This is a genomic window from Mammaliicoccus sp. C-M13 (assembly GCF_022386845.1).
GTDB lineage: Bacteria > Bacillota > Bacilli > Staphylococcales > Staphylococcaceae > Mammaliicoccus > Mammaliicoccus lentus.
Map to the genome: position 1 here is coordinate 99151 of NZ_JAJNHQ010000009.1, position 22099 is coordinate 121249.

At 32.1% G+C, this 22099-nt stretch carries 22 protein-coding genes; 4 read left to right on the forward strand and 18 right to left on the reverse strand.

Translation table 11 applies throughout. The features are described 5' to 3' along the window. Positions 1–65: 65 nt before the first annotated feature. The 10 genes from nreC to modA form a co-directional block, all read right to left on the reverse strand. Positions 66–719 (reverse strand): nitrate respiration regulation response regulator NreC, encoded by a 654-nt coding sequence (nreC, locus tag LQ615_RS08690; RefSeq protein ID WP_017000335.1) that lies wholly within the window; start codon positions 717–719, stop codon positions 66–68. A 16-nt stretch (positions 720–735) separates the two neighbouring features. After that, positions 736–1770 carry a sensor histidine kinase gene (locus LQ615_RS08695; RefSeq protein ID WP_239703982.1) on the reverse strand — a complete coding sequence of 345 codons (1035 nt, stop codon included), beginning with the start codon at positions 1768–1770 and terminating at the stop codon, positions 736–738. Further along, positions 1767–2210, reverse strand: a complete 444-nt coding sequence (gene nreA, locus LQ615_RS08700; RefSeq protein ID WP_017000337.1) for a nitrate respiration regulation accessory nitrate sensor NreA — start codon at positions 2208–2210, stop codon at positions 1767–1769. The genes LQ615_RS08695 and nreA overlap by 4 nt, the downstream gene beginning before the upstream one ends. Positions 2211–2244: 34 nt before the next feature. Next, positions 2245–2925 carry a respiratory nitrate reductase subunit gamma gene (narI, locus tag LQ615_RS08705; protein WP_017000338.1) on the reverse strand — a complete coding sequence of 227 codons (681 nt, stop codon included), beginning with the start codon at positions 2923–2925 and terminating at the stop codon, positions 2245–2247. Beyond that, positions 2918–3493 (reverse strand): nitrate reductase molybdenum cofactor assembly chaperone, encoded by a 576-nt coding sequence (narJ, locus tag LQ615_RS08710; RefSeq protein ID WP_017000339.1) that lies wholly within the window; start codon positions 3491–3493, stop codon positions 2918–2920. The genes narI and narJ overlap by 8 nt, the downstream gene beginning before the upstream one ends. After that, positions 3486–5042, reverse strand: a complete 1557-nt coding sequence (narH, locus tag LQ615_RS08715; RefSeq protein ID WP_017000340.1) for a nitrate reductase subunit beta — start codon at positions 5040–5042, stop codon at positions 3486–3488. The genes narJ and narH overlap by 8 nt, the downstream gene beginning before the upstream one ends. Beyond that, positions 5032–8703 (reverse strand): nitrate reductase subunit alpha, encoded by a 3672-nt coding sequence (locus LQ615_RS08720; RefSeq protein ID WP_218688320.1) that lies wholly within the window; start codon positions 8701–8703, stop codon positions 5032–5034. The genes narH and LQ615_RS08720 overlap by 11 nt, the downstream gene beginning before the upstream one ends. A gap of 168 nt (positions 8704–8871) precedes the next feature. Then, the gene (locus LQ615_RS08725; protein WP_481817008.1) at positions 8872–9471 is read right to left on the reverse strand and encodes an ATP-binding cassette domain-containing protein; all 600 of its coding nucleotides are present in this window, start codon (positions 9469–9471) and stop codon (positions 8872–8874) included. Positions 9472–9477: 6 nt separating this feature from the next. Continuing rightward, positions 9478–10146: a molybdate ABC transporter permease subunit gene (gene modB / locus LQ615_RS08730; protein WP_017000343.1), complete on the reverse strand. Its 669-nt coding sequence runs from the start codon at positions 10144–10146 to the stop codon at positions 9478–9480. Between the two features lie 10 nt (positions 10147–10156). Beyond that, positions 10157–10924, reverse strand: a complete 768-nt coding sequence (gene modA, locus LQ615_RS08735) for a molybdate ABC transporter substrate-binding protein (protein ID WP_026023691.1) — start codon at positions 10922–10924, stop codon at positions 10157–10159. 284 nt (positions 10925–11208) lie between these two features. On the opposite strand from modA, the gene fdhD reads away from it, so the two are divergent. After that, entirely contained in the window at positions 11209–12000 is a 792-nt protein-coding gene (fdhD, locus tag LQ615_RS08740) for a formate dehydrogenase accessory sulfurtransferase FdhD (protein WP_182094072.1), read from the forward strand. Positions 12001–12073: 73 nt separating this feature from the next. Here the strand turns inward: fdhD and LQ615_RS13535 are convergent, their stop codons facing one another. From LQ615_RS13535 to LQ615_RS08765, 5 genes are all read right to left on the reverse strand, one after another. After that, a complete protein-coding gene (locus LQ615_RS13535) occupies positions 12074–12826 on the reverse strand; it encodes a GNAT family N-acetyltransferase (protein ID WP_182094073.1) in 753 nt (250 codons plus the stop codon). Between the two features lie 13 nt (positions 12827–12839). Then, a complete protein-coding gene (locus LQ615_RS08750) occupies positions 12840–13391 on the reverse strand; it encodes a biotin transporter BioY (RefSeq protein WP_064204596.1) in 552 nt (183 codons plus the stop codon). A 73-nt stretch (positions 13392–13464) separates the two neighbouring features. Further along, positions 13465–14322: an ROK family protein gene (locus tag LQ615_RS08755; RefSeq protein WP_103268745.1), complete on the reverse strand. Its 858-nt coding sequence runs from the start codon at positions 14320–14322 to the stop codon at positions 13465–13467. 1 nt (position 14323) lies between these two features. Then, positions 14324–14971, reverse strand: a complete 648-nt coding sequence (locus LQ615_RS08760; protein ID WP_017000349.1) for a FadR/GntR family transcriptional regulator — start codon at positions 14969–14971, stop codon at positions 14324–14326. Then, positions 14968–15654: a FadR/GntR family transcriptional regulator gene (locus LQ615_RS08765; RefSeq protein ID WP_103268744.1), complete on the reverse strand. Its 687-nt coding sequence runs from the start codon at positions 15652–15654 to the stop codon at positions 14968–14970. The genes LQ615_RS08760 and LQ615_RS08765 overlap by 4 nt, the downstream gene beginning before the upstream one ends. Before the next feature lie 152 nt (positions 15655–15806). On the opposite strand from LQ615_RS08765, the gene LQ615_RS08770 reads away from it, so the two are divergent. Both LQ615_RS08770 and LQ615_RS08775 read left to right on the forward strand, forming a co-directional pair. After that, positions 15807–16676: an N-acetylneuraminate lyase gene (locus LQ615_RS08770; RefSeq protein ID WP_103268743.1), complete on the forward strand. Its 870-nt coding sequence runs from the start codon at positions 15807–15809 to the stop codon at positions 16674–16676. 29 nt (positions 16677–16705) lie between these two features. Continuing rightward, entirely contained in the window at positions 16706–18214 is a 1509-nt protein-coding gene (locus tag LQ615_RS08775; protein WP_239703983.1) for a sodium:solute symporter family protein, read from the forward strand. Positions 18215–18340: 126 nt separating this feature from the next. Here LQ615_RS08775 and LQ615_RS08780 read toward each other — a convergent pair whose 3' ends face one another. Further along, positions 18341–19279, reverse strand: a complete 939-nt coding sequence (locus LQ615_RS08780) for an ABC transporter substrate-binding protein (RefSeq protein WP_064204600.1) — start codon at positions 19277–19279, stop codon at positions 18341–18343. Positions 19280–19404: 125 nt separating this feature from the next. Continuing rightward, complete coding sequence (locus LQ615_RS08785; protein ID WP_017000934.1) at positions 19405–19776, reverse strand: YbaN family protein; 372 nt, start codon at positions 19774–19776, stop codon at positions 19405–19407. Positions 19777–19921: 145 nt separating this feature from the next. Between LQ615_RS08785 and LQ615_RS08790 the strand changes: the two genes are divergently transcribed. Continuing rightward, positions 19922–20860, forward strand: a complete 939-nt coding sequence (locus tag LQ615_RS08790; RefSeq protein ID WP_082892494.1) for an EamA family transporter — start codon at positions 19922–19924, stop codon at positions 20858–20860. A 69-nt stretch (positions 20861–20929) separates the two neighbouring features. On the opposite strand, the gene LQ615_RS08795 is transcribed toward LQ615_RS08790, so the two are convergent. Continuing rightward, a complete protein-coding gene (locus tag LQ615_RS08795) occupies positions 20930–22093 on the reverse strand; it encodes an acyl-CoA dehydrogenase family protein (RefSeq protein ID WP_239703984.1) in 1164 nt (387 codons plus the stop codon). Between the last annotated feature and the right edge of the window lie 6 nt (positions 22094–22099).

The following is a 22099-nucleotide window of genomic DNA, read 5'->3' on the forward strand; positions in this document are numbered from 1 at the left end:
AGGCTCGATGTCCTTGCACGTTACAACTTTATATCCTATTGATTTACGATATGGTGATTAACCATTTAAAAATCTAATAATTTTTTCTTCATAGCATATTCAACTAATTCTGGACGAGATTTTAAATTAAGTTTATCCATAATTCGTGCTTTATGTGCTTCGATTGTTTTTACTGAAACAAATAACTTTTCAGCTATGTCTTTATTTCCGTACCCTTTTGCGATTAAAGGAAGTATCTCTAATTCTCTTTGAGATAAAATTTTAAATGGATCATTCGAGTTAGTATCTGATTGGTTACTTGGGTTAACAAGCTCATTAACAAGTGCACTCGTAACTTTCGAATCAATATACATTTCATCTTTATAAACTGTTCTTACTGCATGAATTAATTCTTCATCAGGCGCATTTTTCAAGATATAACCTTTAGCTCCATTTCTTAAAACATGAAACAGATATTCTTCATCGTCAAACATCGTTAATATAAGTATTTTAGTTTCCTTAAAATCTTCTGAAATTTTACCCGTCGCAATTAATCCAGATTCACCTGGCGGCATACTTAAATCCATAATCAATACATCAGGCTTATGTTTAGCAACCATTTGATATGCTTCTATTCCATCTGCGGCAGTTGCCACTACTTCCATATCTTCTTGATAGTTTAATATCATAGAAAAACCTGTTCTAACAACTGCATGATCATCTGCAATTACGAGTTTCATTTGTCTTCCTCCACGTTTATGCTATTGGTACTTTTAATTTAATGTTAGTACCTTTACCTATTTTGCTTTCAATATTAACGCTACCACCTACTATTTCTGCACGCTCTTGCATGCCATACAGACCTAGCCCTGACCCTTTAGGTTGACTTCCAATAACAAAACCGGCACCTTGATCAGCCACTTCTACTTGAATCATATTGTCTTCAAATAACATGTGTACATCAACACTATCTACATTAGCATATTTTAAAGAATTAAATACCGCTTCTTGGACAATTCGGTAAACAACCGTTTCAATTTCTGGATTAAATCTAAGCTCAACAGAATCAAAGTGATAATGAACTATAAATCCAAAGTTCTTCTCCAATTGTTTGAAATATGATTTAAATGCAGCATTTAAACCTAAGTCATCTAATGAAGATGGTCTTAACTCTAAAGATAAATTGCGAATATCATCTATTAATCTAGACATTATACTTTCTATATCTTGTGACTGAGTTTTCAATTGATCTATATCATCTTGGTATTTAAGTAATCTCAACTCTACACTGACATTTAATAATTCTTGAACAACACCGTCATGTAGTTCTCTTGAAATTCTTTTTCTTTCATTTTCTTGTGCTGAAATGATCTTTTGCATCATTGTTTGTTGATGTAATTTTTGTTGTCTTTCAATTTGTGGGGACACATTTTGTAGCGTGTACACCATGATATCTTCTTCTTGGCTAATCGTTTGATAAGTCGCAGTGAAAGGTTCTACTGATCCACTGTTTGTTTGCATAAATACTTGGAAGCTTGTATTACCAATGTTCCTTGATTCTAAGAAACAATCTCTACACGATTGTAGTGCGTATTCATTTGAATAACCTTCACACCTACTACATATAGCATGTGTCAAAGGTTCTTGATTATCTTCTGAAATGATTTTTCTAGCCGCTTTATTCATATCAATAATTTGTCCTTTACTATTTAAAAAGACGATCATTTCACTTGTTTTTTCATAATACTGCTTTAAAATATTGTTTAATTTTGAAGCGTTATCTACACTCATGAATTAATCATATCCTCTCTTTGAAAAGGGCCAAAACTAGAAAAATGCAATTGTTCTAAATTTGGTAATCGTTTATCGTTTCTTTGTCCTAACAATAGAACACCCTTCACTCTATTTTTAATCCATAATGGAAATGCAATAAGAGCAGTTAATTCCTCACTTTGAATAATCGGATAATTAAAGACTTGGTCATTGTAAATGCTGTCTTTAATATTATGAAGAATCATTTCTTTACCACTCTTAATTACAATTCCTGCTATACCCCTGCCGTTTCTTAAAATGATGTTTTTATATCTATGATTCAAATTTCCAGATACATACTGCCATTTTATGTGACTAGACAAATTTGTGTCCAAAGCCATAGCGATACCAGCAAAATCAAAATCATACTTATTTCTAATTTGATCAAGTTTTTCTTGAAAATTAAAATCATCAGACATTTTTCAGCACCTCAACTCATTTTTCACCTTTAGTTTAATTCGTTTTATGCTTTCTGTAAATAATATAACTTCTACTAAAGTAAGTTAATGGCACGCTCCACACATGTACTAATCGAGTGAATGGCCACATACTTGTTATCAATAACCCTAAAATAATATGCGTCTTAAATGTCCACGGAACAGTAGTCATTAATTCCGCATTAGGTCTAAAAATCAACAAACCTCTAAACCACACAGAAATTGTTTGTCTATAATCAAAATCTGGTACCGTTGCATTCGTCCATAAAGTAGCTACACATCCCATAAATACAATCGCTAATAATAATATATTAACTAAAATATCGGAAAATGAACTCATTCTTCTTACATTGTGTTTAGTAATTCTACGAGCTGTTAATAAAAACATACCGATTAATGTAACTATACCAAATATACTTCCGATATAAACCGCTCCTATATGGTATAAATGATTGCTTACACCTATAGCACTTAGCCATTCAGCAGGTATACCTAAACCAACAATATGCCCAAAAATAACTGGAATAATACCTAAATGGAATAAAATACTCCCCCACATTAATTGCTTTTTCTCAATGAATTCACTTGATTTTGCGGTCCATGAAAACTGATCATATTTAAATCTAAATATATGCCCAACTATAAATATGGCTACACATAAATAAGGAAAAATGACCCAAACAAATTGATTAATCATGACTCGCCACCTTCTCTTGTTCAATTACACATGATTTTAATGTTTCACGTAATGCTTTAATAAGATGGAAGTACGGACTATTTTTCTGAGCTAAAACTTTCATTAATTCATATGTTCCGTCTTCGATAACCATCACAACGAGCGTTAAACTTTCTTGTGCTCGACTATCTCCTATCCATTCAGCTGCATATAAAAATTCTAGCATTAATGGTAAAAAATCCGATAATTCACTTTTAGGCATTTCTAAACCAAACATTTCATATAAAACTTTTAACCTTGCTAACATTTGTCCTCTTTCTTTTTGTTCAGTTAACTTATTATAAGTCATATACAAAGTTGTTTTCTTTTCAAAATCAAATGTCTCTGTATAAACTTCTTGAATGTCATCTAGTGATATTTCGTACATATTATCCCAGTATTGTTGTATAGAATCATAAGCTGGATGTTTTTCATCAAACGCTGATTCAAAAGCTTTTGGATGAAAATCTAATTTTTCAGGATACGTAAGTTGATTACTAAAAAAACCAAAACTCTTTTTATATTGATTCAAAGCTTCTAAATTAATCACGGAAAATCCCTCCATAGAAGTTCTCATTATAAATCTCTTGCCCTGATTTACCATTTGATATACTTTGTACGCCACATCCGTCACAATTCGAGCCAAACATTTCTCCACCAAATCCTTGGCTACCTTGTGCTCTATAAGTATCCATGTATCCTTCTTTATGAGATGTTGGTACTACGAATCGATCTTCATGTTTCGCTATAGCTAATAATCTATACATATCTTTAGTTTGTCTTTCTGATAGGCCTACTCTGTCTAATCTAGATAAATCAAATTCTTTGTTACTAGATTTTGCTCTCATATAGCTACGCATCATAGCCATTCTTTGCAATGCTAATTTAACAGTTCTAGTATCACCAGCTGTAAGCATGTTAGCTAAATACTGTACTGGTAGTCTCATTTCTTCTATAGCTGGGAAAATCATATCCGGATTTCTAATCGAATCTTTACCTTCAAAATAATTCATAATTGGACTAAGTGGCGGACAATACCAAACCATAGGTAAAGTACGGTATTCAGGATGTAGTGGAAACGCAAGCTTATACTCTATAGCTAATTTATAAACAGGTGAATTTTGAGCCGCTTCAATCCAATCTTGAGTGATTCCGTCTTTTTCAGCTTGTTGAATAACATCTTCATCGTATGGATCTAAAAATAAATCTAATTGTTTTTCGTATAAATCTTGCTCATTTTCTGTTGAAGCTGCTTCTTGTACTTTATCAGCATCATATAGTAGTACACCTAAATAACGCATACGTCCTGTGCAAGTTTCAGAACAAACAGTTGGTAATCCAGCTTCAATTCTAGGGAAACAAAACGTACATTTTTCTGCTTTATTTGTTTTCCAGTTGAAGTAAACTTTTTTATATGGACACCCCGTCATGCAGTAACGCCATCCACGACAAGCGTCTTGGTCTACAAGTACAATACCGTCTTCATCTCTTTTATACATAGCGCCTGATGGACAAGAAGCTACACAACTAGGATTTAAGCAGTGTTCACATAACCTAGGTAAATACATCATAAATGTTTGGTCAAAATTAAATTTAATTTCTTCTTCAATCTTTTGAATGTTTGGATCTGTCGGACCTGTAACGTGTGCACCTGCAAGATCGTCCTCCCAGTTCGGTCCCCATTTTATATCTAGCTTTTTTCCTGAAATAACGGATTCTGCTTTTGCAACAGGTGAATGTTTACTTTCTTTAGCTGTCGTTAAATGCTTGTAATTATACGTCCATGGTTCATAGTAATCTTTCATTTCTGGCATATCAGGGTTGAAGAATATTTTACCTAGTGCAATTTTTGATAGTTTACTACCTGATTTTAATTCTAATTTACCTTTTTTATTTAGCACCCATCCACCTTTATAAGTTTCTTGGTCTTCCCATCTTTTTGGATATCCTATCCCTGGTTTAGTTTCAACGTTATTGAACCATATATATTCAGCACCTTCTCTATTTGTCCATGTACTCTTACACGTAACACTACAAGTATGACATCCTATACATTTATCTAAGTTCATAACCATAGCTACTTGCGCTTTAATCTTCAAGCCAATCTACCTCCTTCATTTTTCTAATGGCTACATATACATCTCTTTGGTTACCGATTGGACCGTAATAATTAAATCCATAGCTAATTTGTGCGTATCCACCGACTAATTGCGTTGGTTTTAAATGAATACGTGTTGGAGCATTATGTGAACCTCCACGAGTATCTGTAATTTCTGACCCTGGTGTTTCAATATGTTTATCTTGAGCATGATACATAAACATCGTGCCTCTAGGCATTCTATGAGACACTACTGCTCTTGCTGTTACTAGCCCATTTCTGTTGTAAACTTCTAACCAATCATTATCATTAATATCATTAGATTGTGCATCTTCTTTAGAAATCCAAACTGTCGGCCCTCCTCTGAAGAGAGTTAGCATGTGTAGATTATCTTGATAAGTTGAGTGGATATTCCATTTACCATGTGGTGTTAAATAACGTAATACAAGTGTATCAACGCCACCTTTAATCTGTTTATCCTTCGTACCAAATACCATAGGTGGTAATGTCGGTTTATAAATTGGTAAGTTCTCCCCAAATTGTAGAAACACCTCATGGTCAATATAGTAACTTTGTCTACCTGTTAATGTTCTAAATGGTACAAGACGTTCAATGTTAGTTGTAAATGGTGAATATCTTCTTCCTAACTTGTTAGAGCCTGGGAACACTGCTGTCGGTATAACTTCTCGAGGTTGAGCAGTAATATTAGGGAATGTAATTTTTTCAGATGCTCTTTCTGCAGAAATATCTTTAAGTTCCATTCCTGTTTGTTGCTCTAAATCTTCGTATGATTTTTGTGATACTTTACCGTTTGATGCAGATGATACATTTAATATGACATCTGCAACTTTTCTAGCAGTATCCATCCTAGGCAAGCCATTTTTAACCGTGCCATCTTCCCACGTATCAAGCATTAACTTCAATTCGTCATATTGTTCTTTCACAGAAAAGCTAACACCATGAGCACCTATTTTACCTTTTTCTAATAAAGGTCCGACTGATATATATTTGTCATAAATTTGAGTATAATCTCTTTCTACAACTGCAAATCCAGGCATTGTTTTACCAGGTATTGCTTCAATTTCACCTTTAGACCAATCTTTTACTAAGCCCAATGGTGTGGCTATTTCTTGTTGTGTATCATGTGCTAACGGTGTTGTTACAACATCTTTAAACACGCCTTTCATATGTGTTTTAGCTAATTCTGATACTGATTTTGCTATGGTTTTATAAATATCCCAGTCTGATTTTGATTCCCATAATGGATCGACTGCTGGGTTAAATGGATGTATAAATGGATGCATGTCTGTTGATGATATATCGTGTTTTTCATACCATGTTGCTGCTGGTAAAACGACATCAGCATATAAAGGTGTGGTCGTCATTCTAAAATCTAAAGCTACTAACAAATCTAATTTACCGTTAGTTTCTTCACGCCATACAATTTCTTCTGGTTTTTCCGTTTCATTTGGATTTGCTAATAATCCATCTTTAGTACCTAATAAGTGTTTCATAAAGTATTCTTGACCTTTAGCAGAACTCGAAATTAAATTAGAGCGCCATACAAATAATGTTTTAGGATGATTCTTTTTAGCATCAGGATCTTCAATTGCAAATTTTGTTTTTTTAGATTTAACTGCATCAACTGCTCTTTTAACAATTGCTTCATTGGAATCATCTCCTGATTCTTTAGCTTCTTCTCCAAACAATAAACTATTGCAATCAAATTGCGGATATGAAGGTAGCCAGCCTAATCGTGCAGCTAAAACGTTATAATCTGCCGGGTGTTGGTGTTTAAGCTCATTAGATAATGGTGACTGTAATTTATCTACACCTGATTCTTCGTATTTCCATTGATCTGTAGCAAAATAGAACCAACTTGTAGCATTTTGTAATCTTGGTGGTCCTTGCCAGTCTTTTGCAAAAGCGATTGTTGACCATCCTTCTATCGGTCTACATTTTTCTTGACCAACATAGTGAGCCCAACCACCACCGTTTACGCCTTGACATCCACATAAAATAACTAAGTTTAAAATAGCTCGATAAATCGTATCTGAGTTAAACCAATGATTGATACCTGCCCCCATAATAATCATCGAGCGTCCTTCTGTATCGATTGCATTTTGAGCAAACTCCCTTGCGATTTGAACAACAACTGATGATTTTACACCTGTTATTTTTTCTTGCCATTTTGGTGAATATAGAGAGTTTTCATCATCATACCCTGTAGCTTCTAATGGATGATTAAAGCGTCTTATTCCGTATTGACTAGCCATTAAATCATAAATAGTTGATACGTAAATTTTTTCTCCATTTTGATTTTCAATTTCTTTTACTAATATAGGTCTTTCAAAAATACCATTTCCTTCGTTATCAAAATAAGGAAATTGAATGGTCATAATTGATGCATCGGCGTCTTTAAAAGTTAAAGCTGGATCAATGACAGTGCCATCTTCATTTTCTAATTTTAAATTCCATTTCACATCTTTTTCATAACGTTGACCCATTGTGCCATTCGGAACTACGAGTTGTTTAGAATTTTGATCATATACAACAGGTTTCCATTCAGCATGTTCAGTCTTTATACCTAAATCACTTGAACGTAAAAATCTTCCTGCTTTATAGCCTTCTCCATGGGGTTCTAATTGAATAATAAATGGCATATCAGTATATTGTTTAGCATAATTAATAAACATTTCTTCTTTTTTATCTTCATAATATTCTTGCAAAATAACATGTGTCATAGCTTGAGCTAAAGCCGCATCTGTACCTGGATTAGGTGCAAGCCAATTGTCCGCAAATTTCACATTTTCTGCATAGTCTGGAGCTACCGAAACGACTTTAGTTCCTTTATATCGTACTTCTGTCATAAAATGAGCGTCCGGTGTTCTCGTTAAAGGTACATTCGACCCCCACATAATAATGTATCCTGCGTTATACCAATCACTCGATTCTGGAACGTCGGTTTGTTCTCCCCAAATTTGTGGTGATGCTGGTGGTAAGTCTGCATACCAATCATAAAAACTTAACATTTCTCCACCTAATAGAGATATAAAACGTGCACCAGAAGCATAACTAATCATCGACATTGCTGGTATTGGTGTAAAGCCAGCTATTCTATCTGGTCCATATTTCTTAACAGTATAAATAATTTGAGCTGCTATTAATTGAGTAACATCTCGCCAATTAACACGTACGTGCCCGCCTTTACCACGAGCACTTTTATATGATTCAGCTTTTACATCATCTTCTACAATTGATGCCCAAGCTACTACTGGATCTCCAAATTCATTCAATGCTGCTTTCCATAATTTCCATAGCTTCCCTCTTACATATGGAAATTTAATACGTAACGGACTATATTCATACCAAGAGAAAGAAGCTCCTCTTGGACAGCCTCTTGGTTCAAATTCAGGCATATCGGGACCACATGAAGGATAATCAATTTGTTGATTTTCCCATGTAATAACACCGTTTTTTACAAAGACTTTCCATGAACAAGAACCTGTACAGTTTACACCGTGTGTTGTTCTAACAACTTTGTCATGGCTCCATCTTTCTCTGTACATTTTTTCCCATTCTCTACTCTTCTCTTCTAAAATTGACCAATTTCCATTAAATTTTTCTGTTGGTTTAAAGAATTTCAAACCGAGTTTAGCCATATATAGAACCTCCTAATATTTGCCCTTTATTAATAAAATTGTACATTTTTTCACAAAGTATATGTATTAGGGGATTACCTATACCGCTTCTCGAAATCCCTAACTAAAGATAAAAAAGCTGAGACATCGATAAATGCCTCAGCTTACAAATATTATTAAGTTAAATATTCATTTAATCTCTATTATTTCATGTGCTAATCGTTGAACTTCTTTTTTAGAATGTGTTACGAGAATGATAGGAATATGCCATGTATTAAATATATATTTAATAAGGCTCATCCCTTCTTCTTTAGTTTCATCATCAAGACTAGAAAATGGTTCATCTAGCAATAATAAATTAGGCTTCACACTTAAAACTCTACAAAGTGCAACGCGTTGTGATTCTCCACCCGATAATGTTGAAGGATATTGCTTTAAGCAATGTTCAATTCGCAAATGTTTAATTAATTGTTTTGTATTTTCATTTTGACTTGTCATAAAATGAATGTTTTCATTTACCGTCATATGGGGAAAAAGTTGATAATCTTGGAATAAATAACCTATATTTCTATCTTGTACTTTTACTAAATGGTGATGATCACTTAATAAATTGTGGTTAACTTTAATCTTACAGTCATCCGCTTCATTCAAACCTGCTATTATATTTAACATCGTCGTTTTACCTATTCCCGACTTACCTACTATTGCGTATATTTTAGGTTCATTAGATTGAACGTTCATTTCAATCGTTCGCGTTTTAAAATGCTTTTTAATTTGAATATCAATCACTAATATCTACTCCCATTTATGATTCTTTTGGTTCAATATGTTAATAGTGCTAATAACGCAAATAGCAAATGCAATCAATACAAGCACCCATATCCAGGCTTTATGTTCTTCTCCTGCTTGAACTAAGAAATATATTTCTAAAGGTAATGTATTCGTTAATCCAGGTATATAGCCAGCGATCATTAAAGTTGCACCAAATTCACCTAATGCTCTTGCAAAGCTCATTACAATACCTGAAAATATTGCTCGCTTTGATAATGGTAAAATAATCTGTCTAAAAATCTTACTTTCGCTAGCTCCCATTGTTCTCGCAGAGTTTAACATTTTAGGATTGATAGATTGAAATCCATTTATTACGTGTTGATACATTAAAGGCAAACTTACGATAACAGCTGCTATGACAGCTCCAACCCATGTAAATATAATTTGAACATGAAAGACTTCATCTAAAATGCCACCAAACAATTTGTTTTTAGAAAATATAATCAATAATATAAACCCCATCACAGTAGGTGGCAAAACGATTGGTAACATAATAATACTTTCAATAATAGGACGCATTTTACCTTTATATCTATGCATTAATTTCGCCAGAAAAATCCCTAATATGCATACAATAATAGTACTGATTAACGATACTTTAATTGATATCCAAAGTGGTGTTAAATCTGGCATAATTTATCTCCTATTCTTCAAAGTGATAATCTTTAAATATTTGTTTGGCTTCTTTTGTTTTTAAGAATTCAAACCATTCTTTTGCTTCTTTATTATCCGTTACAAGACCTGCTCTATAAACAATAGGTCTGTCTAAAGGTGCATCAGATAATTTTTCAATATTTTTCACTTTTTCATTTTTACCTTTATAAATATCTGTAGCATAAACAAAGCCTGCTTCTGCATTTTCATTTTGTACATAATTTAGTACTTGTTTAACATCTTTTGCAAATACAAAAGTACTCGTCATGCCATTATATATATCTTCTTTTTTCATATATTCAATTGCATACTGACCTGCTGGTACACTTTTTTCTTCACCAAGAGATATTTTTTTGGGTGAACTGATATCTTTTAAATTTTTAATTGGAGAGTTTTTATATTTTATAATGATTAATTTATTTTCAGCATAATCATAAACTTCAGAAACTTTATCTTCATCTTTTAATTTATCGATATCAGAAGTATTAGCTGACATCATGACATCGACATCTGCGCCAGCTTCAACTTGTTTACGAAGACTACCTGACCCACCATAGTTAAATTTAATTTTTGTTTTAGGATGTTCTTTCTTAAATTCTTTTTCTAATGCTTTTGTAACATCTGTTAAACTCGCTGCTGCTGCAACAGTAAATGTTTTGTCAGCATTTTCTTTTCTAGCTTTGTCCTGATTTGATTCTGAACTACATCCAGCTAAGACAAGTAGTAATGTCAGAATCAATAGTAAGGCCTTCTTCATTTTCTCATTCATCTCCGTTTCAAAATATGTATAAACTTAATTTACACCTTTCAATCGATTAATGAAAGTTCCTTATATATTTTTTCACAAATATGTATTAAATAGAATAATCAAATTAATTTTCAGGGTAATATGATTGACAATTTAGGGCTTTACCTTACCTAAATTAATTTAATTTTTAGAATATAACGTAAGTTATGTAAAAGCTTTCTTCTTTTAAAAGTTCATTCTTCACAGTAAAATAGTAATCATAAATAAATCGATAATTAAAGTGAGGAATATATATGGAGCAGAATATGACTTTTAACCAACCCATTTTAAGATATGAACATCAAGAATTAAAAGAAACTACAGATGATTATGTCACTGAATTCCCAATTACCATTATGGTTAATGGTGAAGAATTTGCTACAATAATTTGCTCACCGAAAAACCTCAAAGAACTTGTTCTAGGATTTTTAGCTTCAGAAGGCGTTATATTCAAAAAAAGTGATTTAATGCAAATTTCAATAGATGATTCGAAAGGTTTTGCTCATGTAGAACTAAATAAAAAAATAAATCTTAAAGATAATAAATTCACACAACGTATGATTTCATCTTGTTGTGGTAAAAGTCGCTCTTTTTATTTTAACAATGATGCTTTAACTGCTAAAATATCGAATTCAAAAATAAAAATAAAGCCGAATCAAATTCTTAGTATGATGGACCAACTTCAAACAGAAAGTAAAATTTTCCAACAAACAGGTGGATTGCATAACGCTGCTATTAGTGATGGCGACATGTTTTATGAACATCGAGCTGACATTGGTCGACACAATGCGCTAGATAAATTATATGGATACTGCATCCAAGAAGATATACCTGTAAGAAATAAAGTGCTTATTTTTAGCGGTCGTATTTCCTCGGAAATATTAATAAAAGCAGCAAAGATTGGCGTTGGTGTTATACTTTCCAAATCAGCACCAACTAATTTAGCTATTGAAATAGCTAATGATCTTAACATAACAGCTATAGGTTTTATAAGAGATGGTAGCTTTAACGTATATTCTCACCCAGAACGACTAGAAATAGATTAACTACTAGTTTACATGAATAATGCTCTTTCAAAAATGCATAACTGCATTTTAAAGAAAGAGCATTTTGTACTTTTTATTCTACTGTAAATTCTTTTAAAGCTTCATATTGGAATCCACCATATTGATAACCTTGTGCTTTATACATATCTTTTGCAGTATCTTCACCATCTGCAACGAGTATTACGGATTTCCCTTTCGCATAATTCGCTACAAACGATTGCATTTGTGATCCTATACCTAGTCTTCTCATTGGTTCTCTAACAGTAAAGCTATCTAGTTCGACATATGCTTCATTATCCCATATTAGTAAAATCCCAGCTGGTTTCCCTTTATAATAAGAAATAACTTGTATAGGATTGTCCGAATTAAATTGCTTTTTATTATCTTCTACTTTCAATTCTGCATAGTCTGTTCCAAACTTTTTATCAAATTCATAAGAAATATTTAAAAAATCTACAATATTATCTTCATCTGTATGCATTACTTCTATATCATCATGTGGTTCTTTTAATAATTTTTGAGGTGTAACTACATATAATTCTATCCAACTATACTCATAACCTCTATAAGTTAAATATGAACTTAATGGTTCCTCAAGTCGCTCATTTTCTGGGAATACAAATTTTAAAAATGGTTGCTTATGTTGATCATGTAATGCTTTTAACATTTGTTCATCTTTTTTAAAGGTATGTAAATCAGGCATAATTTTATAAACTATTTTATTTGAATCATATTGTATTCTTTTATGCAAAGTTTGATAGTGAATATATCGATTTGTAGTTTCTAAAATATCGCCGTCAGTAATTATATCTTTAAACGATATCACATTACTTCACCTCTTAACTATTTCTTATCCTTTTAATTTCAGGTATATGTTTTAAACTAAATAATAACATAGTTGTTAAAATAGCTTTAACGATATCTCCTGGCAAGAATGTAGCTGCGAAAATATATCTCTTAGAAATAGAGATATTCATGAATTCCCCCATGACAAATCCACCGATTAAATTCAATAATAGTACACCTATTACTATATTAATGATAAGTACGTAAACAAATGTTAACTTCTTCCATTTTATATCGATAAAGTAACCAATAAGAAATGTAATAAGTGGGTATCCTAATATGTAGCCTGCTGATGGACCGAAAAATACACCTAATCCGCCTCTTCCTCCAGTTAAAATAGGTAGTCCGACTGCCACTAATAATAAAAATATAACTACACTAAGCGTACCTCTTTTATACCCTAATAGACACCCAGCCAGCATGATGCCTGTATTTTGAAAAGCTATTGGAACCGGCATAAAGGGTAACGGAATTGGTGGTATAAATGCTAGCATAGCTATAAATGCGGTAAACATTGCGATAATAACGATATCTTTTGTCTTCAAAATTTTCACTCCTATTAATAAGATAAGATATATTATATCACATTGTTAACCAAAATAAATATTAAGTTAACAATCAATTAAAAAGTGCTACAGCCCCATATAAAGCAGAGTCATTACCTTTTGAAGTTGTTTCAATACGTGCATGCCCATAATCTTCTGGTAAATATTGATTTATATATGGTTCAATTAAATCAATCAGCTTCTCCTCTTGTTTAGAGATACCTCCACCAATAAGTATAATCTCAGGATCAAATACTATTTGAACTTGTGCAATTCCTTCTGCGACTTTTTTAGCCCAGTTCTTTAATATAGTCATTGCTTTTTCATCATCGCTATATGCCAACTCAAATAACTGTTCTACAGAAACAGGTTCTCTATATTGCTTATTAATTATTGATTTTAAAGCATTTGTTGAAGCACGGTCTTCATACGTTGTATTTGTCTCTTCATCATATAATAAATAACCAATTTCACATGCTTTATAATTCGCACCTTCTAATAATTTATCTTCGTAATAAGCGCCTCCTATTCCAGTACCAATTGTCATTAAAAATAATGATTGAGTATTACCATCATGCTCAGATAATTCCCCTAACAACGCACAAGACACATCATTGTGAATCTCAACATTATGAGTGATATATGCCAATGACTCTTTAAAGTTTGTTCCATTATATCCAGGTATTGTCGGGCCTGCATAAGTAATCACACCTTTTTCAGAGTCAACCACTCCTGCTGTTGAAATACCTACTTTGGGATTATTCAACTCGAAGTCCTTCACATACATTTCTATAATATTTTTAACTTCATTAAGTATTTCGTTTTGAATATTTTCCGGTGTTTTGACTTTTTGATAACCATGAAGTTTTTGTGCTTCATCTATTACTCCAGATTTTATATAAGTTCCACCTATATCTATAGCTATTTTCATGTTAGCCCTCCTTAAGTGATAAATGCTTAGTCATTAATTCTTTTGCAGTTGTGATGTCTTTATTATGGATTGCTTCTACTATACGTTTATGTGTTTGAGATGTTTCTTTATAGTCAATTTCTTGCTGTTGATTTTCAATATGATAAAAGTATGATTGTACGACTGTACTCAACTGTTCAAATAGTGCGTTACCAGTCGAATGTAAAATTGCTTGATGGAATTTACGATCATTCTCATAATGATTCTTTACATCCTCATTTACTATTTGAGACAATAATTCAATATCTTTATTATTTTTAATAATTTCTTCTATAGCTGCACATTCAAAAATAATTCTTAAAGATAATAAATCTTGTTTCGAGCCATTTGCAACTTGAAAACTAAATAAAAAACCTTCTACTAAGCTCGTTACATCAGGTGCTTTAATGACTGTACCTCTTCCTTGAACCGTTTCTATAACACCTGTATGTTCTAAATAACTAAGTGCTTCTCGTACAACAGAACGGCTTACACCATACATTTCAGTAAGCGCTCTTTCTGTAGGTAATTTGTCGCCCATAGTTAAGCCATTTGATAAAATATATTGTTTAATTTCTTGTAAAACTTGTTCCTTTAAACTTTGTACTTCTATTTTATTTAAATTACTCATGATTTACGCTCCAAATCTTCTATCCATTCAAACACTCTTGAAAGATGGTTATTCATTATTTCATGCGCTAAAATTAAATTTAACGATTCTATAGCTTCTATAATCTTACCATGTTCGTAAAAAGATTTTTCTATATCTTCTTGTACTACGACTTTATTGAATTGATTCTTTGAAAAATATTCTTTAATAACTTTACTCATAGAAATAAGCGTTTGATTTTTAGTAAATAAAATGATGGTTTCGTGAAAAATCGAATCATATAGCGCCAATTGATCAGCTTGTTTTATAGAGTCATAATATTTCTTATTAATATCTTTCAACTTTTGAGAGTCTACGTTTAATTTTCCTTCGATAATTAAACGTATAGCACCTAATTCTATAATTTTACGTACTTCTAATAATTCTTTAATTTTAAATCCATGAACTTTCATGTGAGACTCAAAAAGCATAGATAGATGCTTATCTTTTTCAGTTATATACATACCACTTCCAGATTTAACTTCTATTAAACCACTTTGTTGTAACCTACTAACTGCTTCTCTTACTACTGTTCTACTAACACCTAATTTTTCAATGAGTAATTTTTCAGAAGGGAGTTTATCACCATTTTCAAATTGATGAATTGTTATATATTCTTTTAATTTTTCAACTGCTACGTCCACTAAAGATGTTCTTTTCATCATTGTATCTCCCCCCTTTTTAAAGTTTATTTTATCATACAAAAATCTAGTTTTATAAAAACAATTGACACTTAATGATGCAATCGCTTACAATATAATTATAAATTGGTCTGACAATATTATCAATTATAAAAATAAAAAAGGAGTTTTTAATGATGAAAGGCTTATATTCAGCGTTACTAGTACCATTTGATAAAGAAGGAAATATTTTAGAATCAGGTTTGAGACAAATTGTACGTCAAAATATCGACGTTCAAGGTATTGATGGTTTGTATATCAATGGTAGTTCTGGGGAAAATTTCTTAATAAACACAGAGCAAAAAAAGCGAGTATTCGAAATTGTTAAAGATGAAGCTGGAGATGAAATTAAATTAATCGCTCAAGTTGGTGCATTAGATTTAAATGAATCAATCGAATTAGGTAAATTTGCTACTTCTCTTGGCTATGATGCATTATCAGCAGTTACACCATTTTATTACCCATTTAGTTTTGAAGAAATTAAATATTACTATAATGCAATTATCGAAGCGACTGGAAATGACATGATTATTTATTCAATTCCTGCGCTTACTGGTGTGAATTTATCCATTCAACAGTTTGAAGAGCTTTTTGAAAATGAAAAAGTAATCGGTATTAAATATACTGCTGCTGACTTCTTCTTATTAGAAAGAATTAGAAAAGCATTCCCTGATAAATTAATTTTATCTGGTTTTGATGAAATGCTTATTCAAGCAGCTATATCTGGAGTAGATGGCGCAATTGGTTCTACTTACAACATTAATGGTCAGAGAGCAAGAAAAATTTTCGAATTAGCTAAACAAGGTAACATTCAAGAAGCTTATGATATTCAACATGAAACAAACGATATCATCGAACAAGTACTTGCTTTAGGAATATACCCTACATTAAAAGCAGTATTATCAGCTAAAGGAATTGAAGCTGGAGAAGTAAAAAGACCTTTAGCACCTTTAGATAATGAGGGATTAGAAAAAGTTAAATCACTCGTTTCAAAATACAACTTATAATTTATTGATGAACAAAGGGGATGTCATACATGAATGAAGTAGGTTTTGGTACAGCAAACTGGGTCGCATTGATACTTTATCTATTGGGAACACTATTAGTCGGGGTATACTTTACTAAGAGAGCCGGACAAGATACAGAGGCGTTCTTTAAAGCAAAAGGTAAAGTACCGTCTTGGGCTGTAGGTTTTTCAATATATGCAACTACATTAAGTGCCATCACATATATGGGTACACCAGAGCGTGCGTTTAATACAGATTGGTCGTATGCTGCCGGGAATATCGCAATTATTGCAATCATACCGTTACTTATCTATTTCTATATACCTTTCTTTAGAAAATTAGATGTAACAACTGCTTATGAATATTTAGAAGAACGTTTTGGCGTTATTATAAGAGTTATTGGCTCATTGGCTTTCACATTATTCCATGTTGGACGTGTCGCAATCGTTATTTACTTACCAACATTAGCAATTACAGCTGTTTCTGATATTAATCCTTATTTAATAGCTGCATTGGTAGGTCTATTATGTATGATTTATACATTTATGGGCGGTATCGAAGGTGTTATTTGGAGCGATGTTATACAAGGTATTATTCTGATCGGTGGCGCAGTAGCAATTATCTTCTTAGGTGCGTTTCAAATTGATGGCAACTTTGCAACAGTAGCTCAAGAAGCAGTACAAGACAAGAAATTTATATCTATGGATAATTGGAAACTTGGGGGCGCAGCAGCTGCTATACCTATCATCTTTATTGGTTCCATATTTAATAACTTACACCAATATACGGCCAGTCAAGATATCGTTCAACGTTATCAAACAACAGGTTCTGTAGCTTCAACAAATCAGTCACTTTGGACTAACGGTTTACTAGCATTTATCACAATTCCGATTTTCTATGGAATGGGAACTGTATTATATTCTTTCTATAATAATACAGCAACTTTACCAGAAGGATTTAACACATCCGCATTAGTACCTTACTTCATTTTGACACAAATTCCGCCGTTTGTTGGTGGTCTATTAATTGCAGCGATATTTGCAGCTGCTCAATCAACAATTTCATCTAGTTTAAACTCGATTTCAGCATGTGTCGTTGTCGATTTAAAACAAAGATTTTCTAAAAATAATGATTCTAAAAATGATGTACTTTTAGCTAGAATCATCATTATAATAGCAGGTGTATTCGGTACATTAGCTTCATTATATTTAATCAATCAAGAAACTAATGAAACATGGGATCTATTCCTATTAGTAACAGGACTATTTGGTGTGCCAATTGCAGGGGTATTCGCTGTAGGTATCTTTACTAAAAAAGCAAACTCAATCGGTGTTATTATCGGTTTAATCGTTGCAGCAATTGCTTCGTACTTTATTGGTAAAACGGATATCACACCATTTACAGTATCAGTAATAGGATTCTTTATTGCATTTATCGTAGGTTACCTTGCGAGCTTACCATTCTACAAACAAACTAAGAATATTAAAGGCTTAACAATATATACGATAAATGATCAATACGTAAAAGAAACTAAATAGTTCGATTATAATGAATTAAACTAACGTATTAAAAAATATAAAACAGTGGAGTCCGGGACATTAATTTGTCTCGGGCTCCACTGTTTTAATATTATTTATAAGTTTAATTTTACGACTTAAAGTTGATTAATCAGCTTTTTTTAATAATTCTTTCTTTAAGAATTCACGTTGTACTTCTAATGAATACGGATCATTATACCAGAAAGTTTGAGCATCAATTTCTATTACTTTATCATTCTTAACAGCAGGTATAGATTTGTATGATTCAGTATTAATAAATTCTGGTTTTTCTTGTCCTTTTGTTAATGGTAAGAATAAATAATCTCCAGAATATTTTTCAATTTCTTCTTGTGAAATTTTCTTCCATCCATCTTTTTTAACGTCTTTCTCAACGCTTTCAGGCATTTTTAGACCAAATGCTTGGTAAAGTACTTCTGTACCTCTACCCCAGTTTTCACCGTAGCTGTATATATCTTTTTGGAAAGCTTCGATTACAGATACAGTTGTATCTTCACCGATTTTCTCTTTAATTTCTTTACCATCTTTAGCAGTTTGTTTCTTCCATTTTTCTACCCATTTTTTTGCTTCATCTTCTTTGTTTACAAGTTTACCTAATTCAACTTGCATATCTAAATAATTGTGTTTGTTGTAGTCATATGGAATAGTTGCTGCAATCTTTTTATATTTGTTTAAATTTTTATCTTGGTTATATGTAATGATTAAATCTGGTTTTAATTTTGCTACTTGTTCAACATTATCTTCGCTTACTTTTTCAATGCCTTTAATTTTATCTTTTAACACACTTGTTTGATCTGTTGATGCTGGAACTCCTACTGGTTTAACGCCTAAATGTAAAAATCCACCAACATAAGACGGAGCTAATACGACAATTCTTTTAGGATCTTTTGGTATATCAATTTTTTTACCATCATCCAATGTGTAACTCACTGTATCATTACTAGATTTTGTATCATTTTTACTTTTGTCTTCTTTATCTTCTGATTTGTTCCCGCATGCTGCTACAATCAAAGCTAAAGCCAAAACTAATGTTAATAACTTTTTCATAATACCCTCCTGTTGATAACGATTATCATTTGCAATAAAGCAATTATATATTGTTTTCCAAAATATATCAATAAGAATTTTTAAATAAATAAAAAAACTACCTTACAAAAAGGTAGTTTAAAAATTTATTTATTTTTGGCAGGTAATGTTTTCACCAAAGTGAATAAGACTACTGTTTGGAAGAATAACATTATACATAACCCTATTCTGATATAAAAGTTATCAACCATCCATATAGAAAAACCAACCACAATATATACACTAATAAGTAATTCGAATTTCTTTTTCAATGTATATCCTCTATATTTTTGAAAATCTTCAACATATTCTTTATATACTTTAGTATTTATAAGCCATTTATGAAAACGTTCAGAGCTTTTTGCGAAACAAAAAACTGCTAGTAAAATAAAAGGAGTAGTTGGTAGTAAAGGCAATACAGCGCCTAAAAACCCGAGCGCAGTTGCAAGTATCCCGATCGACATGTAAACATATTTCATTTAACTACCTCTCTTTAGAATGATTATGTACATTATAAGAACGCCTAAGTTAAAAAAGCAAGTAAAAGTTATTTGAATATTGTTGGTTTAAATTTCAAATGATACAATAAAATAATTATAAAAGATTAGAATTGAGGGATTTATATTGAAAAATGAACAGCTAAAAGGCACTTTACTTGTCTTATTTGGTGCTTCTTTCTGGGGTATAGGTGGAACAGTTACAGAAAAATTATTTACAGATTATCATTTACCTGTTTCATTGTTTGTAGCTGTTCGTTTAACACTGAGTGGTTTCTTCTTGTTATTAATAGCTAAACTTATTCAACGACAGCCTTTAATGCATATATTTAAAGTAAAACATTCATTATTTCAGCTTATTATCTATGCTTTATTTGGTATGTTAGGCGTCCAATATACATTTATGGCAACGATAGACAAAGGTAACGTAGCTGTGGCAACATTATTACAATTTCTAGCTCCTGTAGTCATTCTTATTTATTTACTGCTAACTAGAAAAAGTAAATTTAGAATTGCAGATATTACGATTATTTTATGTTCATTATTTGGAACAAGTTTATTATTGACTAATGGTAATTTTTCTACCCTTTCTGTTCCAAGTAATGCAGTTGTTTGGGGATTATTAACTGCATGTGCAGCAGCTTTTTATACAGTTTATGCTACTAAATTATTCATTAATTGGCCTTCGCTAGTAGTTATCGGTTGGTCCATGTTTATTGGCGGTATAGCTTTATCTATCATTAACTTAGACTTTTCATTTCCTTGGCATTTACTCGATTTAAAAGGCGTTTTATATTTTATTTTTGTCATCACTTTTGGAACAATGTTTGCTTTTTGGATGTATCTAGAAAGTGTTAAATACATAAGTCCTCAAACTACAGCATTATTTGGTGTGATGGAACCTGTTACTGCAGTTATCTCTTCAGTTATTTGGTTAAAAGTTTCATTTGGATTATGGCAATTAATCGGTATGATTATCATTTTAACAGTAGTACTTTATATGTCGATTGGTATGAAACCTAGACGCAAAAAACGTAAAAAGTATAAAGTTAATAAAGCTTTATAAACATAAAATACCAATAACGCTCATCTCCTTAAATAGATTAAATGGAGTTGAGCGTTAAATTTTCTTCTCTTATTTTGTTCTTTCTTCTCGTGCTTGTTTAGCTAACTTTTTAATAGTAATATCATCCATTGGCGGATTATGAAGGCCAGCTCTAATATCTCTATAATATCTTTGCAATGGGCGTTCCATCTCTAAACTTTTGGCACCAACAATTCTCATGGCGCTATCAATAATTTTAATTGCGTGATTAACGACAACATGCTTTGCTGCACCTATTTCTTCATTAATTCGTGCGTTTGTTATAGGTGGATTTTGATATTTATCGATTACACTATAAATATAATGGCGTGCTGTTGTAAGCTCTAATTCCATGTTCCCTATATTTTGCTCAACTGCTGGTATATCAGCAATAACACCTTCTATGCTACCTGGACTATACTCGTTTGCAAAATCAACAGCATAATCACGTGCAGCCTGTGCAATTCCTAAATAAACAGCTGGTATATGAAGGTTCCAAGGATTTGGTACGACGCCACGTGGACCTTTAGATACTTCTACTAAATACTTTTTATCTATTTTCACATCGTCTAATACTAGATCATGGCTTTCTGTAGCACGCATACCTACCATGTTCCAATTTTCTGCAATTGTTAATCCTTCAGTTTCCCTAGGTATTAAGAAAAATCCTAGAGCTTCTTTTTCAGGGATAAAAGCTCCGACTAAAAAGTGAGTCAATCTTTGGCTCATTGTGGTAAAAGTTTTCACACCATTTATAATATACTCGTCACCTACTAATTTAGCATTTGTACTGGGTCTAGCACCACGAGTTGGACTTCCCGTATCTGCTTCACTAACCGCCCTATTAACGATTGCACCATTTAGAACTTCTTCAGCAAATTCATCCATGATTTCTTTATCCCATAAATTTTCTGAATATATTTGGCCAACGACACCCATATGCCATCCTATCGATAAAGCTGTTGCACCATCAATTTTGCCTAAAGTTTCTTGTAATATAATAACATCTTCAGGTGTCGCACCCTCTCCACCATACGATTTTGGCAATACTGTTTTTGTGTAACCTTCTTTAATCAACCAATTAATATTTTCATAAGGAAATTTTGAGTGTAAATCATTTTCTTCAGCATGTTTTTGTAAAGCCTCTTTATGATTTTCAATTTTATTAATCCATTTCTGTTGAAACTCTGTTTTAATAAATAAATCTCTGCTCATCGTTTT

Coding starts and splice junctions, on each gene's coding strand:
- LQ615_RS08780 (WP_064204600.1), bottom strand. CDS start 19,279: ATGAAAAAGTTATTAACATTAGTTTTGGCTTTAGCTTTGATTGTAGCA.
- LQ615_RS08770 (WP_103268743.1), top strand. CDS start 15,807: ATGAAAGGCTTATATTCAGCGTTACTAGTACCATTTGATAAAGAAGGA.
- LQ615_RS08795 (WP_239703984.1), bottom strand. CDS start 22,093: ATGAGCAGAGATTTATTTATTAAAACAGAGTTTCAACAGAAATGGATT.
- narI (WP_017000338.1), bottom strand. CDS start 2,925: ATGATTAATCAATTTGTTTGGGTCATTTTTCCTTATTTATGTGTAGCC.
- LQ615_RS08720 (WP_218688320.1), bottom strand. CDS start 8,703: ATGGCTAAACTCGGTTTGAAATTCTTTAAACCAACAGAAAAATTTAAT.
- fdhD (WP_182094072.1), top strand. CDS start 11,209: ATGGAGCAGAATATGACTTTTAACCAACCCATTTTAAGATATGAACAT.
- LQ615_RS08765 (WP_103268744.1), bottom strand. CDS start 15,654: ATGATGAAAAGAACATCTTTAGTGGACGTAGCAGTTGAAAAATTAAAA.
- LQ615_RS08755 (WP_103268745.1), bottom strand. CDS start 14,322: ATGAAAATAGCTATAGATATAGGTGGAACTTATATAAAATCTGGAGTA.
- LQ615_RS08760 (WP_017000349.1), bottom strand. CDS start 14,971: ATGAGTAATTTAAATAAAATAGAAGTACAAAGTTTAAAGGAACAAGTT.
- LQ615_RS08775 (WP_239703983.1), top strand. CDS start 16,706: ATGAATGAAGTAGGTTTTGGTACAGCAAACTGGGTCGCATTGATACTT.
- nreA (WP_017000337.1), bottom strand. CDS start 2,210: ATGTCTGATGATTTTAATTTTCAAGAAAAACTTGATCAAATTAGAAAT.
- modA (WP_026023691.1), bottom strand. CDS start 10,924: ATGAAGAAGGCCTTACTATTGATTCTGACATTACTACTTGTCTTAGCT.
- modB (WP_017000343.1), bottom strand. CDS start 10,146: ATGCCAGATTTAACACCACTTTGGATATCAATTAAAGTATCGTTAATC.
- LQ615_RS08785 (WP_017000934.1), bottom strand. CDS start 19,776: ATGAAATATGTTTACATGTCGATCGGGATACTTGCAACTGCGCTCGGG.
- nreC (WP_017000335.1), bottom strand. CDS start 719: ATGAAACTCGTAATTGCAGATGATCATGCAGTTGTTAGAACAGGTTTT.
- LQ615_RS08695 (WP_239703982.1), bottom strand. CDS start 1,770: ATGAGTGTAGATAACGCTTCAAAATTAAACAATATTTTAAAGCAGTAT.